This window comes from Mesorhizobium sp. M4B.F.Ca.ET.089.01.1.1, assembly GCF_004022605.1.
Classification (GTDB): Bacteria; Pseudomonadota; Alphaproteobacteria; order Rhizobiales; family Rhizobiaceae; genus Mesorhizobium; species Mesorhizobium abyssinicae.
Map to the genome: position 1 here is coordinate 1 of NZ_RZOS01000103.1, position 14,989 is coordinate 14,989.

The window sequence follows — 14,989 nt, forward strand, 5'->3', positions numbered from 1 at the left end:
GGGGTAGGGCGTTGAAGCTGCCAATCTCCTCCCCTGCGGGGGAGATGGCCGGCAGGGCGGAGGGGGTCGGTTCGACTGGGCTCTACCTCCTGCGGCGGATCAGGCTGGCGCTCCACGCGCGGCGACCCCCCTCTGTCGCCTTCGGCGACATCTCCCCCTCAAGGGGGGAGACTGGCGCTAAATCCCCGAGCCGTCCAGCAGCGACACGTCCTCCCCCTCCCAGGGGCTCGGCATCGAGCCCCGGCCTGCCGTGGGCAGCGGCATCCAGCATTTCAATTCCGGTTCGGCATATTCGACCACGCGGCCCGGCTGGGAGTCGGAGGAGCGCCAGCCTTCTTCGCCATGCTGGTCGGCGCGCGACCAATAGGCCATGTCGACCTCGGCCGGTCCCTGTTCGGTCGGCCGCACCGTGACCAGGATCCGGCTGCCATCCCTCGGCGCGCTCGCCATGTTGCGCCAGCGATCGGGCTCGTCCATTCGCATCTCCTCCTGCATTTATGGCCGCCATCGTGCGGCGTGGCGGCATGCCATTCTTGTTCGTTTTCCGCCGGAAGGCCACAGGGGATCGAATGGACCACCGAACTTTCCGCAGCTCACCGCGTCCCCGTGCCAGCTTTGCTGACAGCCATATCATTCGCCGCTAATATTCCGGCATGAGCGACGGACTGCTGGCAGGCGCCACCCATCTCGGGCCGGTTCATCTCAGGGTGATCGACATTACGGCGGCCTTGCCCGTCTGGCGCGATGCGGTCGGGCTGTCGCTGCTTGGGGAGGATGACGCGGTGGCCGGGCTTGGGGTCGACGGCAAGGCGCTTATTGTGCTGCATGAAGGCGCCGAGGTCGCGCTGCCGCAAAAGGCGCGCGGTCTCTTCCATGTCGCCATCCACGTCACGACGCGCCGCGACCTCGCGCATGCCGCCGCCAGGCTCAAGGCCTCCGGCCTCAGATACAGCGCCCAGGATCATCTGATTTCGGAATCGCTTTACGTCTCCGACCCTTCCGGCAACGGCATCGAGATCTGCTTCGACACACCGGAGCGCCTCGCCGACAGGCAGGAGGCGCCGGATGGCCGCGTCACCCTGATCGCCACGGACGGCAGCGCCCATTCCGGCCTCGAGCCGCTGAATGTCGCCGCCCTGCTGCGCGATCTCGGCAATTCCGGTCATGTTGAGGCAAGACTGCCGGCGAATGCCTTCATCGGCCATATCCATATGCGCGCCCGTTCTCCCGAAACACTGATGGCGTTCTATGTGGGCGTGCTCGGCTTCCGGCCGCACATCCAGTCGAGGGCCTTCGGCCTGTTCGACTGCGGCACCGACCGGCGCCCGCACATGGTTGCGTTCAACATCTGGGCCCGCGATGAATTGAGGGAACCGCCAGCGGACGCGGCGGGGCTGCAGCGTTTCACGGTCGTGCTCGACGCAGCCGATGAGCTTGCCGCCGTGGCGGAGCGGCTCGGCCAGGCCGGCGTGCCCTTCGGCGAGGCGGGCGGCGCGCTGGACTGCGCCGATCCCGAGGGCAACCGGCTGCGCATGATGGTCGCCGGCACCTGAGTGGCGATGGGGGAGGGTGGCATGTCGATCAAGGTCATCGGCACGGGCTTTGGCCGGACGGGTACGGATTCGATGCGCAAGGCGCTGACAATCCTCGGCTTCGGCCCCTGCCATCACATGTCCGAAGTGATGGCCGACGGCGAGCAGAAGCGGCTGTGGCGCGCGCTGGCAAAAGGAGCGGCGCCCGACTGGAGCGCGCTGTTCTCGGGCTACAATTCCTGCGTGGACTGGCCATCGGCGCATTATTGGCCCGAGCTGATCAACATCTATCCTGACGCCCGCGTCATCCTCACCTGGCGTTCGCCGGAAAGCTGGTGGGAGAGTTTCGAGAAGACCATCCTCGTCGGCATCGGCCAGACCCAGGACCAGGATGCGCTCGGCCGCACTTTGGTCGCTGCCCGAGTGTTCGGCGGCAGGCCGCATGACCGCGCGCATGCGATCGCCGTCTATGAGGCCAATGTCGCCGCCGTCATGGCGACGGTGCCGCGCGAGCGCCTGCTGGTCCACCGCCTCGGCGACGGCTGGGAGCCGCTCTGCGCCCATCTCGGCGTTGCCGTGCCTGACGAGGCCTATCCCAATCGCAACAGTACGAAGGAATTCCGCGCGGCGCTGGTGAGGCAGTGAGGGATAGGGAATAGGGAATAGGGAATAGGGAATAGGGAACAGGGCAGTGGGAAGATAGTCCTGAACGCTCTCGCCGTACTCCCTACTGCCTACTGCCTACCGCCTACTGCCTCCCTAATGCGCGGTTCCCGCGACTTTGTTCCGTCGAGACCTGACCGCCTCCAGCAGGTCGCGCTCGCTGGTGTGAGCATTTCGAAAAATGGCCACAACCATCTCGGCCAGAATTTCGGCGTCCGGCCCCAAGGGGTCGAGATGTTCATCCGCGCAGACCTGATCGAACACGCGCTCGCAGATTGCCAGATCGTGGGGGCTGAAGCAGGTGCCATTGAAACGCCGGCGTGGCATTTTGCGAACCTTTCAGGGCCCGCCGCGCGTGGTTGCGGCGGGCTTTTTACCGGGGAACCGCCGAGGCGATGGAACGCCCGAGTAACAATATCGTCGACAGTATTGCCACACGACTACTCAGGACCCGGCAGCTGCATCGTCAACAGGCCCAAGATCTGCGCGCATTCGCGAGCCTTGTACTGCCCGGCGATCATCAACTGATAGTAGTCTCGCCGTTTTTCATCGGGGACACGAAAGCCGCGCCGAAATGCGGCGGCCTCCTTTGGAGTCCTGGTGCAGCCGAGTTTGCTGGCGCTGACCTTCAAACTCGCCAGTGAGCATCCGATCCTGGCAGCAATATCTTTCAAGGGTTCATTGTTAAAGTACCCATCAAGAATGATTTTGCGGCGAGCCTCCGCTTTGAGCTTTGCGTTCATCTCGTGGTCTCCTCAACTACGCTTTCACGATGCCAGATTTTATACGCACCGGGGTGAGGAGTGTCGTTATCGTCACATCCATAAACTTATCTCGGAATGCATTTCTTGCTGACATCCAGCGTGATGATGGCCGCTTCTGTGGACTTCAGTTCCGCCAGTCTTGCCAAGTGCCTGTGGTACACCACATGATTGACGTGGGCGCATGGGTATACCGGATTCGGATAGGTACCCTGCGATGGATGCTAAGAAGCACGGCGAGGCGCGCGCGAGGCAAGCGCCGGAGCGTGATCGACGTCGGTGGCCGCGCGAAGCGCAACCTCATAACGAGGTTGCACCGTCACTTGCGCCGGCGCTCGACCCTTTGCCATTTTCAACGCGCGAACTGGCGCCGGAGCAGCAGTTCGCCGCCTGGCAGGCGCATATGGCACCGCTTGTCGAGGTCAAGCTGCCGGACGACAAATCGGCCGACGATGGCTTTCCTGCCGACCATACGGCCTGGAACTTCGGCCGCATGCTGATCGTTCAACAGCGCACGCCGGCGTATAGCTACATGCGCTCCGCCGCGAAGCTCCGGTCCAGTTCGATCGATCACTGGTATATCGCCTTGCCGCGCACTGGCCGGTCGTGGACCGAGGTCGATCGCCGCGTTGCGGAAAACCAGCCGGGCAAGTTGGAGATCAGATCGCTTGGCTACCCGTTTCGCGGCAGGACAACGGAATCCGAAAGTCTCTTCGTCTATCTGCCGCGTGACTTGTTCGCCGACGCGAGGGCAACCCTGGATGCGAAGAACAATTCAGTCCTGTCTGGCAACTTTGCCGACCTCTTGCTCGATTACCTCAACAGCATCGAAGCAAGGTTGCACAGTCTCACGGCTGACGATCTCCCCCGCATCGTGCACGCGACGCGCAGCATGATCATTGCTTGCCTGTCGCCCCCGGCGGAACATGCCGCGGCTGCCGAACAATTGGTCAGCGTGGCGTTGATGGAGCGCGCCCGCCGATACGTCCAAAACAATCTGGATGCGGCCCATCTGACACCGGATTCAATGTGCCGTGCGCTCGGCGTCTCGCGCTCCCGTCTCTATCAGCTGTTCGAACCGAGCGGTGGTGTCCTCCACTACATACAAAGTCGCCGGCTCCTGGCAGCCCATGTTGCGCTTGGCGATCCGGCGGACAGCCGGCGCATTGTCGATATTGCGGAAGCCGTAGGGTTCAGTTCAGCGGCCAATTTCAGCCGGGCATTCAGCAAGGAATTCGGTTACAGCCCCCGCGAAGTCCGAAGTTCCGCGGTGCCGCCGCGCCCCGCCCACTCTGTCCCGCTTGCCGAGCACGACAGGGTCTCGTCCTTTGAAGGCTGGCTGAAGGCGCTTGGAAGCTGACTCCGGGCTCAAAACCGGCTTGCCTGGGCAGGGAGCTGCTCCGCCTCATGGGATACAATATTTCGAATCGCTTCCACCACGGCATCAGTCATATAGCTGAATTCCCGCCAATTTCGATTTATTAACGAACTGTGACTGTTCATCGTTATCGATAACTTGCTACCCTTCACAACCGAGCATTCATCGCAATTGCGCCGCACGCGACGCTTGTTGATACGGCGCGCTGAAAGTTTGCCAAGCTTGATAGTTATGCTATTTCTAAACTGGGGGACGCGAACTCGCACCGCCTATGGAGGTGGCTCTTGCGCCCAGAGGCATCAGGCGTCGGCACGCAGAGCGAGGGCCCTTCCTCGAGCGATGTTCCACGTGCCGGCGAACCGCTTCTCGCTGACCTTTTGGCGAACACGACCGAGCTGCTGTCGTTCTATGATCGCGACTTCCGCCTGACGCACTACGCCACCAGCCTCAAAGGCCTGTATGGCGGCGCGGTGGCGCTGGGCGCCGCCATTTGGGAGATCTACCCGGGCTTCCTCGATTCCAGGTGTCGCGACGAATTTCTTCGGGTGTTCCAGGGCGGCTCTGCGGCAAGCATCGACCTGCCGCGATCGTCGGGCGAAGCACCCCGATCCGTTTTCGTCTTCGGCACCGCAAATGGTGTGGGAATCGTCGAATCACGAGAGCGCGGTGGGCGCAGCGCAGCGGACGAGCAGGAGCATGTGATTCTGCTCCACCAGGCGACGCACGACGTGCTGACCGGACTGCAAAATCGGCGGCGATTCGGCGAGCGCCTGCAGCAGGCGCTGACGACCGTTGGCGGACCAAAGCCGAAAGCCGCCCTGCTGCAGATCGACCTGGACGATTTCAAAGCGGTCAACGACACGCTCGGCCATGGAGCCGGCGACACGCTTCTTCAACTCGCGGCAGGTCGGATCCGCGACGCGCTGCAGGACGGCGAATCCGCCTACCGCTATGCCGGCGATGAGTTCGCTGTCATCCAATTGGGCAAGGAGCAGCCGGCCGAAGCCGAGCGCCTCGCCGGATTGCTGGTCAATGCGTTCAAGGACCCGTTCGTCATCAACGGCATTTCTGTCTTCGTCGGCTCGAGTATCGGAATTGCTTTCGGGCCGGAGCACGGGGCCGATGGCGAGCAATTGATGAAAGCCGCCGACATTGCTCTTTACGCGGCCAAGACGGATGGACGCGGCTGCGCTCGAACGTTCAACCGTTCGATGCTGCTCCTGCTCGAGCAACGTGAAAACCTGAGGCGCAGCCTTCGAACCGCGCTGGAGCGGAACGAGCTTTATCTGGAGTATCAGCCGCTCATTCGGGCCCGTTCGTCGGTGGTCGGTTTCGAAGCGCTGTTGCGGTGGCGGCACCCCGAGATCGGGATCATTCCGCCCGGCGTGTTCATCCCGATCGCCGAAGCCGATGGTTTGATGGATGAGATCGGGAGATGGGTGCTCGAGCAAGCCTGTCGCCAGGCATTGACGTGGCCCTCGGCGCTGACAGTCGCGGTCAACCTGTCGCCGGCTCAGTTCCTTAGCGGTTCGCTGACGGACACGGTCGCCCAGATCATCGACGAAGTTGGAATTCGCGCCGACAGACTAGAGCTGGAAATAACCGAAACGGTTCTTCTCGAGAGGACGATCGACAATATCGACACGTTAAATACTTTGAACGTCTTGGGGATAAGAATTTCGCTCGACGATTTTGGAACGTACTATTCGTCCTTGAGCTACCTTAAGAACTTTCCCTTCGACACTTTGAAGATAGACCAATACTTCATCGCGGACCTGGAAACGGATCTCAAAAGCCAGACGATCGTGCGATCGATCATCAATCTGGCGCACGGCCTGGGAATAAGCGTCACCGCCGAAGGGGTTGAGACGTCGGCACAGGCACGGTGGCTGACTAAGGAGAATTGCGATTGCCTGCAGGGTAATTTCCTGGGACGGCCGCTCGGAGCCGAGGCGACCAGCGATTTTATCGGGCGATCCTCGCCCAAGGCGGTGCGGGCGATGGAGGAATCGGATCGGGCGCTCTAGCCCCTTGCACCCTTTGTAAAGTGGAGAGTTGTAAAAGCGATCGAGACAGATACCGCGCAACCCTTGTCATGCGGGACTGGCTCATGACGAGGCGGCGGAATTTCCGTCTCGGAGGTCATCGCGCCGCCATGGCTCAATACGGATGGAATAGGGAGGATGCCGATGGGAGCTGTTCATCATGACCTGGCTGGCGAGCCGACTTTTGAGCCGATGATCCAGATCGACATGGAAATCAGAAATTTTGTCTCCGCCTGGAGGCACTGCGACTATGTCTCGACATACGTGGCTCGGATGATCAGCCAGACGAGGTCAGACTCGGTCCGGCATTCAAATCTCTTTTCCTCCGCCTTCAACGAATTGCTGGAGGTTGCCTTTCGCACGCGCCATGGCGACGGCGAACTGGCATGCAGGGTGTCCCGCCATGGAGCGACGGACAGGATCGAGCTGACATTTCCTTGCGTGGCGGAGGAGCGCCAATTCTACAAGGAAGCCGTAAGCCAGGTCGCGGGATTGGAAGCCAGGGAGCGATACGTCAGTTCCGTGTCTGGGGATATCGCGCCCAGCCGGGAGATCGTACTCCTGGAACTGGCTGTCGACTACAACGCGACACTGAGGGTCGAGGAAGCCGACGGCGATGCGATCAAGCTGGTCGTGGATCTTCCGCTCGAGGGCTTTGAACATTGAGCCCTTACAGCCTTCTCCCACGCTTCAAGGCGCAATACGACGCGAACAGTCAGGAATTCTCCATATCCGGGGTGGTCCGGCCTCAGGCGATCGACGAGCTTGCGCCCAGCCTGGCATTGCTGCGTGACGCGATCGGCCGTGTGCGCGGCGTTCTCTACGTCAATGTCAGACGCCTGACGCAGATGAACAACGCCGCGTTTCACGCCTTTTCGAGGATCATCATCGACGCTTGTCGCGCTCGACCCGATCTCAAATTTGTCGTCATCACGTCGAGCGTCGTCGGCTGGACCTCGCGAAAATTCAGTCGCCTGAGCGGAATCGAACCGAACATCACGGTCGAGGAGTATGACAGCGAATTCTATCCGGGGCAGGGCTTCCTCGAGGAAGGCGGGTTCGTTCCAATCCTGCGCACGCAGACAAAGATGACCTGGCGCCACGAGCGCGCAATCTTGCCGCGGCACGGCATGAGGCCCGGGATCGTCATGGCCGACATCTGTTGCGGGATCGGTGATTTCGCCGTGCTCGTGCAGAAGGAGTTCCAGCCATCGCGGATCGTCGCCCTCGACCACTCCATGTCGAGCCTGAACTATGCTCGACAGGTGATGCGGGAGTTCGATATCCGGGGCATCGAATATACCTATGGCGATGCGTCGGAAATGCTGCTCGATGAAGCGCAATTCGACTTGGTCACCTGCCGGCATTCCCTTCAAATCTTCAATCGACCGGAACTCATCCTTAAGGAACTCTACCGCATATGTAAGCCAGGCGGGCGGGTCTACATCACCAACGAGAAGAATTCGCATTGCCTCGGCGAGCCGCGCGCAGAAAGCATTCGTTGGACCTACAACGAGGTGGCGAAGCTGTTCGGGCATTTCGAGATGGACGTCGAGCTTGGACCCAAGAGTAGGCGATACCTGATCGAAACCGGATTCGAAGACATCCGTGTCGAGACCTTCATGGTCACCAACCTGGACGGCGATCCGCAGGACTTCGCCGATGTCATCGTAGCCTGGGCGGATGTCTATGCGGGCGAGATGGCGGTGAGACGCGGCGACGGACCCGAGTTCGTCGCACGGTTCCGGCAGGGTTTCCAGGACCACATTTTCGCGGCGCTACATCCCAAGGGTTATGCGGGTTGGCCGATCTGGGTCGCATCGGGGCGGCGACCGCAATGAAAGCCGACAACGAACCTGCACCGCGTTTCGGCCTGCGCTCCTTTCGAGCGAAGTTCGTGTTGGTCGTTGGCGGCGCCGTGCTGTTCGACCTCCTGCTGAGCGGCGGTCTGGCGCTTTGGAACGTTCAGAAGCTGTCGAGCGATGCCACATCGGAAGTCGGTGAGGGCCTGACGACCGCAAACCAGGAGTACATTCGCTCCTATGCCGAGTCGACGGCGTTGAGTGTCGACCTGCTGCTCGATCGGGTCCATGGCGACGTCAAGGCGCTGGCCGGCGTGCTGCAGGGCCAGATCGATGATCCTACGCGGCAGCAACAGGTCGGAGCGACGCTTTCGCATGAAGCGCCGGGCTCCGTGAAGGTCGTCTACGACGCGCAAGGCGATTGGGCGCAGAACCTGCCGGGCGCGCCGTCCGTGATAAGCGTCTGGGGCTACCTGCTGGGGGCCGACCACAATCCGTTGCCGAGCGTCCAGCAGGAAATAGAAGACAGTACCGTGCTGGATCTCGTCGCGCCGACGCTCATGGCCAGCGGGTCGTCCAAACTGCAGATGTACTATATTGGTCCAAAAGAGCGGCCGATCTTCAGGACGGTGCCGTATACGGACCAGGCACAGACCTTCGACCGGCTCTATCCGGGCCATAACAAGGCCGAGTTCTGGGAGTTCTTCTTTCCTGGGATCTATGGGTCGTGGCAGCAATGGGCCAAGGATCCGGCCTCGCGTCCGGTCCCTGACGACATCACCCAGACAGCGCCCTACACCGATGCAATCACGGGAAAGCTGATCGTCAGCTTTTTCCACCCGCTGTGGACGCGCGATCGCACCGGTATCGCCGGCACGGCGGGGGCAGACATCACGCTCGATCAGCTTGCGGAAGTCGTCGAACGTGTGAAGATCGCCGAAACCGGGTTTGGTTTCCTCACGATGTCGAGCGGCAACGTGGTGGCGATCAATGCGTCCGGCCAGGCGATCATCGGCCTGACGTCATCGAGCGATGCGGGCGCGCAGGGCGTCACCGGCCTGGAGAGGTCCCTGCGCGGAAGCACGCAGCCCGCCATCGCGTCGCTGCCTCTCGACCAGAACAATGACGGTGTCATTCAGCATATCATGCTCGACAACAAGGGCGAACGCGTACCCTACATTGTCGTCCTGAAGAGATTGAAGCCGACCAATCTGTGGAGTTCGGGACCGATCAAGCCCGAGACGATGTCGGTCGGTATCGTTGTGCCCGAACGGGAGATCTATGCATCGCTGTTCGCCGCGCAGCAGAGCATCTCCCGCGCAACCAATCGTATCCTGCTCTTCCAGATCGGCGCGATCGTCGTTTCGCTCCTGATTGTCTTTGCGGCGGTGCTCGGAATTTCGAAGCGCATTACCGCTGGCCTCAGGTCGCTTGCCAGTGCCGCCCAGCGGCTCCAGTCCAAGGACTATTCAGTCCGCGTGAACATTCCAACGCGCGACGAGGTAGGAGCGGCAGGCATCGCCTTCAACCGCATGGCCGAGGAGATCAGCTTCCATACGGAAAACCTCGAGCAACTCGTCGACGACCGAACCAGGGAACTCGGGGACGCAAACCTGGAGATTTCCGCGCTCAACGAAAAGCTGCGGGACGAGAACGTCCGCCTCGGCGCCGAACTCGCGGTTGCCCGGCAGATCCAGATGATGGTCTTGCCGAAACCATTCGAACTCGAAGCGATTCCCGGGCTGGAGATCGCAGCCTACATGCGGCCGGCCGACGAGGTCGGCGGCGACTATTACGACGTTCTGCAGAACGGATCGCGGGTCAAGGTCGGCATCGGCGACGTGACCGGTCACGGCCTCGAGAGCGGCGTGCTGATGCTGATGGTCCAATCCGTTGCGCGTGCGCTGCAGGAGGCCAACGAGGCGAATCCGCACCAGTTTCTGAATAGGCTGAACAGCGCGATCTACAAGAACATCGAGCGGACCAACACCGACAAGCATCTCTCGCTGGCTTTCCTTGACTTTGAGGATGAGCGGGTCACGCTATCCGGCCAGCATGAGGACGTTCTCGTCGTGCGCGCGGATGGGGAAGTCGAACGCATCGATACGCTTGATCTGGGTCTGCCGGTCGGTCTGGAGAGCGACATCTCGCAGTTCATTGACACGCGTGACATCCGGTTCGGCAGCGGCGACGTCATCGTCCTGCACACTGACGGTGTGACCGAGGCGGAAGACCAGAACAAGAGACTGTTCGGGTTCGAGCGTCTCTCCCAGAGCGTGCAAAGACGTCACGGCCGAAGCGCCGAGGAAATCAAAACCGGGATCGTCGACGATCTGATGGCCCATATCGGAATCCAGAAGATCCACGACGACATCACCCTTGTGATCATAAGGCACACCTAGGCAATGACCGCGCTGTTCGGCACCCCTGACATTGCAATCGGGATGAGGGAGAACGTCAGTCGCGTGCGGCTGTTCGACGGCCCTCTCGACCTGAGTTGGCGTCACTGCGCTACGACCTCGGACTTCATCGCCGATCTTTTCGCATTGCGCTTTCAGGCGTCTCGCAATGACTACTTGGAAGTGCGGCATAGCATCGGATATCTGGTCAACGAGCTCATCGAAAATGCCGTCAAGTTTCGCGCCCCGGGTGAGATCGTGATCGAGGCGTCGATGGATTCGGAGTGCTTCAAGCTCAAGGTGTCGAACGACATCGATGGTCAAGACGCGTCCGAGTTCCAAACTCTCCTGGCCGACATCACGGTTGGCGACCCCAAGGACCTGCTGATACAGCGAATAGAAGCGAATGCCGCGAACCCCGACATGTCGGGCTCCGGGCTCGGACTGCTGACGTTGATGAGCGACTATGGCGCACGCCTGGCCTGGATATTCAGCTCAGCGGACGAAAGCGATCGGGTTTGCCTGGAGACATACGCCTCCATTCCGATCTCGCAAACTCAAAACTAGAAGAAACGAAACCAGGCTATGGAAATCAAGACAGACGATTACCGTGTGTGGATTGAGGGAAGCGATATATTTTTCGACGGTTCAATGCGGCTCGCCAGTTCACAAGCCGGTGCGCCCATCACGGCTTTGGCGACCAGTGTGCTTGCGTCAAATCCCGCTTCTATTACGCTCAATTTGAAGGACCTTCACTTTCTCAACTCTTCCGGCATCAACCTGCTGGCGAAATTTACCATCGAGGTGCGCAAGCATCCTGATGTCCGGTTGGTCGTGCGTGGAACGCCCGACATACCCTGGCAATCGAAATCATTGCCGAATCTGAAGAAGCTGCATCCGGCCCTGGTGCTTTTGATGGACTGACCGGGTCGCCGTGAACTGGCCAAGGCCCAAGTGGCTCGCGACAATCCCAGATAACATTTGGCGTCAGGGATGGTGCCAGAGCGCCGCACTGAGCGAGATATGTACCCCAGGATAAGTATTTGGATGCGGGGCTAACGACAAATCGGCCCCGTGCGTAGATGATTGCAATGACTCGGCGGGGGCTCGGCACAGGCGGCAGGCATCCAGGTTGGGGGGATGTCGGGCCGCCTGTGCCGACAAGCCGCCGCCGCGTGGTCAAAGGTGGCGTCATTGAGTAAGCGAGCCAAGGTCAACAGCGGCCGGCTGGAGTTCATCCCGCCGCAGATCCCGACTCGGGTCGAGCAGCCGCCCGAAGATGAGGGATGGGTTCACGAAGTCCATCTTGACGGCTACCGGACGCAGATCATCATCGATAAGGGCGGGGTGCGCCTCTACAGCAAGAACGGCCGTGACTGGACCACGAAATACTGGCCCATCGCGCTGGAAGTAGAGCTGCCGTGCCGGTCCGCCATTCTCGACGGCGAGGTCATTGTGCCGGGCGAGCAGGGCTCTCCCGATCGCCCCGCGCTGGAAACCGCGATCTGGCACGAGCCGAGCCGGCTGGTCTTCGTCGCGTTCGACATCCTCCATCTTGACGGTCGCGATCTGGCCTCGTTGCCGCTGCTGCAGCGCAAGCAGGCGCTGTGGCAACTGGTCGAGCCCGGCCTCGGCAGGATCCAATACAGCGAGCATTTCGAGGGCAGTGCGGTGGGCATCATCCGCGCCACCGAGAAGATGGGGCTCGAAGGCATCATCTCGAAGCGCGCCGACAGCCGCTACAGCAGCGGACCGTCGAACACATGGCTGAAGGCCAAATATTCCGCGCCCATCCCGGCGTAGCCGTCCCGCAAGGCCCAAGGGTGCGAGGCCACTTTAGGCCGCCGCCTCAACCGGAAGGCCCGCAGCCTTCCATTCGGGGTAGCCGTCCTCGAGCCGATGAACGACATACCCTCGCGCCCGCAATGACGCGACAGCCTCGAAGGACAGAACGCAATAAGGACCGCGGCAATAGGCGATGACCTCCCGGTTGGCGGGAAGCTCCGCCAGCCGGCGTTCAAGGTCAGCGAGCGGAATGTTGAGCGCCCCCGGAAGATGTCCAAGCGCAAATTCGTCCTCCGACCGGACGTCGAGAACCGTGACAAGACCGTCATGCAGTCTTGAGACAAGGTCTTCGCGCGACACAGCCTCCAGCGCGTCGCGTGCGTGGAAGTAGTCGGCCATGACGCGATTGATCTCGGCGACGTTCCGCTCGCCCACGCGCCCCAAGGCCTTCATCAACTCAACCACCTGGGTATCTCCGGCAAGACGGTAAAGCACATGCTTGCCGTGCCGCCGCGCCTCGACAAGGTGCGCGCGCCGGAGGATCTGAAGGTGGCGCGAGGCGTTGGCAAAGCTGAGGCCCGCCCGTGCCGCAAGCCCGTCGACATTCCGTTCACCCTGGGCGAGGTGCTCCAGCAACTCCAGCCGGTGCGCATGCCCGAGAGCTTGAGCCAGTTCGGCAAGGCTGGCGAAAACCGCCTGTTTTGGTCCGATGCTTGACATGCATTATTCTCGATGGAACATTCAGCAGAATAATTGAATGTTATCTCGGGCGAGGCAGGGAGTGCAAGAGTCATGATCCTCCGTCAGTTCCTCCATTCCGATCCCGTCGCTGCATCCTACCTGTTCGGATGCGGAGGCAAGTCGGCAGCCGCCGTCGTCGATCCGGTAGGCGATATCGCGCCCTATCTTCGAGTTGCCGAGGCGACCGGCATGCGCATTCTCTATGTGGTCGATACGCACATCCACGCCGACCACATTTCCGCCGGGCGGACGCTCGCCGCAGCCTCCGGCGCGGAATACATGCTGTTCGAGGGCGCGGAAGCCGGTTTCCCATTTCGACGCGCCAAGGACGGCGAGGTAGTCGAGCTCGGCAACGTGACCATGACCGTCATGCACACGCCCGGGCACACGCCGGAGCACATCTCGCTCCTGGTCACGGACAGGACACGCGCGGCCGAGCCATGGTTCGTGCTGACGGGCCACACTCTCATGGTTGGCGATCTCGGACGAACCGAACTTGCAACCAGTGCCGAGGACGGCGCGCGGACGCTGTTTTCGAGCGTGCGCCGCCTCAAGCAACTGCCGGATCACGTCGAAGTGCTGCCCGGCGCCTACTCCGGCTCGGTCTGCGGGCGCTCGCTCAGCGGCAAGCCGACATCGACGATTGGCTTCGAGAAGCGCTTCAACAAGGCGTTCCGCATTGATGACGAGGGCGCTTTCGTCGCCACGATGATCGCGAACATACCGCCCCCGCCGCCGGAGGCGGCGCGCAACCGTGCCGCCAACGCGGGTCTCGCCGCCGCCTCGGCCTGAGCAATGAACGAGGGGGCATCAGTTTCGGCAGGCTCGACTGTCAGGCTCGGGCTCAAGGAAAACTGGCGGCAGTTTGCGCTGCTTATGCTGGTGAATGCCTTTGTCGGCGGCATGGTCGGGGTCGAACGAACGGTCGTGCCGCTCATCGGGTCGGAAGAGTTCGGCATCACCTCGACGACACTTGTCGTCTCCTTCATCGTCAGCTTCGGCGTGGTCAAGGCGCTTGCCAATCTGGTCTCGGGCCAACTCGCGGATGCCTGGGGCCGCAAGCGCGTTCTCGTCCTCGGCTGGCTTGTCGGCCTGCCGGTCCCGTTCATGATCATCTGGGCGCCGAGCTGGGGATGGGTGATTGCGGCCAATGCCCTGCTCGGCATCAACCAGGGGCTCGCCTGGTCGATGACGGTCATCATGAAGGTCGACCTCGTTGGTCCGAAATCGCGCGGCCTCGCCGTCGGCCTCAACGAATTTGCCGGTTACCTGGCCGTCGGCGTGACGGCGTTCCTCACTGGCTATCTCGCCTCGCGGTATGGTCTGCGTCCCGCGCCGATCTATCTCGGCATGGGCTACGCCGTGATCGGCGCCGTGCTGTCGATCTTGCTCGTCCGTGACACGCGCGACCACCTCAGGCTGGAGGCGTCCGCCCACAAGCAGCAGTCCGCGCCGATCAGTTTCCGGGAGGTATTTGCGCTAACCTCGTTCAGGGATCGCAATCTGTTCGCGGCATCGCAAGCGGGTCTCGTCAACAACCTCAACGACGGCATGAGCTGGGGTATTTTCCCATTGTTCTTCGCCTCCTTCGGGCTTGGCGTCGAGCGCATCGGCATCCTGAAGGCGATCTATCCCGCGACCTGGGGAATCCTGCAGGTCGTCACCGGCCCCTTGAGCGATCGCTGGGGTCGCAAAGGCTTGATCGTCGCCGGAATGTGGGTTCAGGCCGGCGGCCTGTTTCTCACCGCGGCCACCAGCCGGTTCGAGTGGTGGCTCGTCGGCAGCCTTCTTCTCGGCCTTGGAACGGCGATGGTCTATCCAAGCCTGATCGCCGCGGTTTCCGACGCCTCGCATCCGAGCTGGCGCGCCCGTTCGCTTAGCGT

16 protein-coding genes are annotated in these 14,989 nt (G+C 61.6%); 12 read left to right on the forward strand and 4 right to left on the reverse strand.

Annotated features, from left to right (window positions below):
* Window positions 1-177: 177 nt before the first annotated feature.
* The gene (locus EN780_RS12685) at window positions 178-477 is read right to left on the reverse strand and encodes a hypothetical protein (RefSeq protein WP_127310928.1); all 300 of its coding nucleotides are present in this window, start codon (window positions 475-477) and stop codon (window positions 178-180) included.
* Between the two features lie 176 nt (window positions 478-653).
* On the opposite strand from EN780_RS12685, the gene EN780_RS12690 reads away from it, so the two are divergent.
* Together EN780_RS12690 and EN780_RS12695 are read left to right on the forward strand one after the other, a co-directional pair.
* Window positions 654-1,553: a VOC family protein gene (locus EN780_RS12690; protein WP_128274073.1), complete on the forward strand. Its 900-nt coding sequence runs from the start codon at window positions 654-656 to the stop codon at window positions 1,551-1,553.
* Window positions 1,554-1,574: 21 nt separating this feature from the next.
* Window positions 1,575-2,177 carry a sulfotransferase family protein gene (locus tag EN780_RS12695; protein ID WP_128274075.1) on the forward strand — a complete coding sequence of 201 codons (603 nt, stop codon included), beginning with the start codon at window positions 1,575-1,577 and terminating at the stop codon, window positions 2,175-2,177.
* Between the two features lie 114 nt (window positions 2,178-2,291).
* Here EN780_RS12695 and EN780_RS12700 read toward each other — a convergent pair whose 3' ends face one another.
* On the reverse strand, window positions 2,292-2,522 hold the full coding sequence (locus tag EN780_RS12700; RefSeq protein ID WP_128274077.1) for a hypothetical protein: 231 nt from the start codon (window positions 2,520-2,522) through the stop codon (window positions 2,292-2,294).
* A 113-nt stretch (window positions 2,523-2,635) separates the two neighbouring features.
* A complete protein-coding gene (locus EN780_RS12705) occupies window positions 2,636-2,938 on the reverse strand; it encodes a hypothetical protein (RefSeq protein WP_127284466.1) in 303 nt (100 codons plus the stop codon).
* A gap of 235 nt (window positions 2,939-3,173) precedes the next feature.
* On the opposite strand from EN780_RS12705, the gene EN780_RS12710 reads away from it, so the two are divergent.
* The 8 genes from EN780_RS12710 (at window position 3,174) to EN780_RS12745 (ending at window position 12,383) form a co-directional block, all read left to right on the forward strand.
* Window positions 3,174-4,316, forward strand: coding sequence for an AraC family transcriptional regulator (locus EN780_RS12710; RefSeq protein ID WP_127284467.1), 1,143 nt, complete (start codon window positions 3,174-3,176; stop codon window positions 4,314-4,316).
* Window positions 4,317-4,711: 395 nt separating this feature from the next.
* Window positions 4,712-6,361 carry a bifunctional diguanylate cyclase/phosphodiesterase gene (locus tag EN780_RS12715; RefSeq protein ID WP_128274086.1) on the forward strand — a complete coding sequence of 550 codons (1,650 nt, stop codon included), beginning with the start codon at window positions 4,712-4,714 and terminating at the stop codon, window positions 6,359-6,361.
* 162 nt (window positions 6,362-6,523) lie between these two features.
* Window positions 6,524-7,045 (forward strand): ubiquinone biosynthesis methyltransferase UbiE, encoded by a 522-nt coding sequence (locus EN780_RS12720; protein WP_127310436.1) that lies wholly within the window; start codon window positions 6,524-6,526, stop codon window positions 7,043-7,045.
* Window positions 7,042-8,220, forward strand: a complete 1,179-nt coding sequence (locus tag EN780_RS12725; RefSeq protein ID WP_127310432.1) for a class I SAM-dependent methyltransferase — start codon at window positions 7,042-7,044, stop codon at window positions 8,218-8,220. Before EN780_RS12720 ends, EN780_RS12725 begins: the two co-directional genes overlap by 4 nt.
* The gene (locus tag EN780_RS12730; protein ID WP_128274081.1) at window positions 8,217-10,583 is read left to right on the forward strand and encodes a SpoIIE family protein phosphatase; all 2,367 of its coding nucleotides are present in this window, start codon (window positions 8,217-8,219) and stop codon (window positions 10,581-10,583) included. Before EN780_RS12725 ends, EN780_RS12730 begins: the two co-directional genes overlap by 4 nt.
* Before the next feature lie 3 nt (window positions 10,584-10,586).
* A complete protein-coding gene (locus EN780_RS12735; RefSeq protein ID WP_189556527.1) occupies window positions 10,587-11,147 on the forward strand; it encodes an ATP-binding protein in 561 nt (186 codons plus the stop codon).
* A gap of 18 nt (window positions 11,148-11,165) precedes the next feature.
* Complete coding sequence (locus EN780_RS12740; protein ID WP_127310430.1) at window positions 11,166-11,504, forward strand: hypothetical protein; 339 nt, start codon at window positions 11,166-11,168, stop codon at window positions 11,502-11,504.
* Window positions 11,505-11,720: 216 nt separating this feature from the next.
* Window positions 11,721-12,383, forward strand: a complete 663-nt coding sequence (locus EN780_RS12745; RefSeq protein WP_245499946.1) for an RNA ligase family protein — start codon at window positions 11,721-11,723, stop codon at window positions 12,381-12,383.
* A 33-nt stretch (window positions 12,384-12,416) separates the two neighbouring features.
* On the opposite strand, the gene EN780_RS12750 is transcribed toward EN780_RS12745, so the two are convergent.
* Window positions 12,417-13,085, reverse strand: coding sequence for a metalloregulator ArsR/SmtB family transcription factor (locus EN780_RS12750; RefSeq protein WP_128274083.1), 669 nt, complete (start codon window positions 13,083-13,085; stop codon window positions 12,417-12,419).
* A 72-nt stretch (window positions 13,086-13,157) separates the two neighbouring features.
* Between EN780_RS12750 and EN780_RS12755 the strand changes: the two genes are divergently transcribed.
* Window positions 13,158-13,898: an MBL fold metallo-hydrolase gene (locus EN780_RS12755; protein ID WP_128274084.1), complete on the forward strand. Its 741-nt coding sequence runs from the start codon at window positions 13,158-13,160 to the stop codon at window positions 13,896-13,898.
* A gap of 3 nt (window positions 13,899-13,901) precedes the next feature.
* Window positions 13,902-14,989: MFS transporter (locus EN780_RS12760; protein WP_133372608.1), on the forward strand; the 1,088-nt coding region annotated here is incomplete at its 3' end.

What these genes read in the sequence shown, in the direction of transcription:
- EN780_RS12705 (WP_127284466.1), bottom strand. Translation starts at nt 2,938, where the DNA reads ATGAACGCAAAGCTCAAAGCGGAGGCTCGCCGCAAAATCATTCTTGAT.
- EN780_RS12755 (WP_128274084.1), top strand. Translation starts at nt 13,158, where the DNA reads ATGATCCTCCGTCAGTTCCTCCATTCCGATCCCGTCGCTGCATCCTAC.
- EN780_RS12735 (WP_189556527.1), top strand. Translation starts at nt 10,587, where the DNA reads ATGACCGCGCTGTTCGGCACCCCTGACATTGCAATCGGGATGAGGGAG.
- EN780_RS12710 (WP_127284467.1), top strand. Translation starts at nt 3,174, where the DNA reads ATGGATGCTAAGAAGCACGGCGAGGCGCGCGCGAGGCAAGCGCCGGAG.
- EN780_RS12740 (WP_127310430.1), top strand. Translation starts at nt 11,166, where the DNA reads ATGGAAATCAAGACAGACGATTACCGTGTGTGGATTGAGGGAAGCGAT.
- EN780_RS12685 (WP_127310928.1), bottom strand. Translation starts at nt 477, where the DNA reads ATGGACGAGCCCGATCGCTGGCGCAACATGGCGAGCGCGCCGAGGGAT.
- EN780_RS12700 (WP_128274077.1), bottom strand. Translation starts at nt 2,522, where the DNA reads ATGCCACGCCGGCGTTTCAATGGCACCTGCTTCAGCCCCCACGATCTG.
- EN780_RS12690 (WP_128274073.1), top strand. Translation starts at nt 654, where the DNA reads ATGAGCGACGGACTGCTGGCAGGCGCCACCCATCTCGGGCCGGTTCAT.
- EN780_RS12745 (WP_245499946.1), top strand. Translation starts at nt 11,721, where the DNA reads ATGTCGGGCCGCCTGTGCCGACAAGCCGCCGCCGCGTGGTCAAAGGTG.
- EN780_RS12750 (WP_128274083.1), bottom strand. Translation starts at nt 13,085, where the DNA reads ATGTCAAGCATCGGACCAAAACAGGCGGTTTTCGCCAGCCTTGCCGAA.
- EN780_RS12695 (WP_128274075.1), top strand. Translation starts at nt 1,575, where the DNA reads ATGTCGATCAAGGTCATCGGCACGGGCTTTGGCCGGACGGGTACGGAT.
- EN780_RS12730 (WP_128274081.1), top strand. Translation starts at nt 8,217, where the DNA reads ATGAAAGCCGACAACGAACCTGCACCGCGTTTCGGCCTGCGCTCCTTT.
- EN780_RS12720 (WP_127310436.1), top strand. Translation starts at nt 6,524, where the DNA reads ATGGGAGCTGTTCATCATGACCTGGCTGGCGAGCCGACTTTTGAGCCG.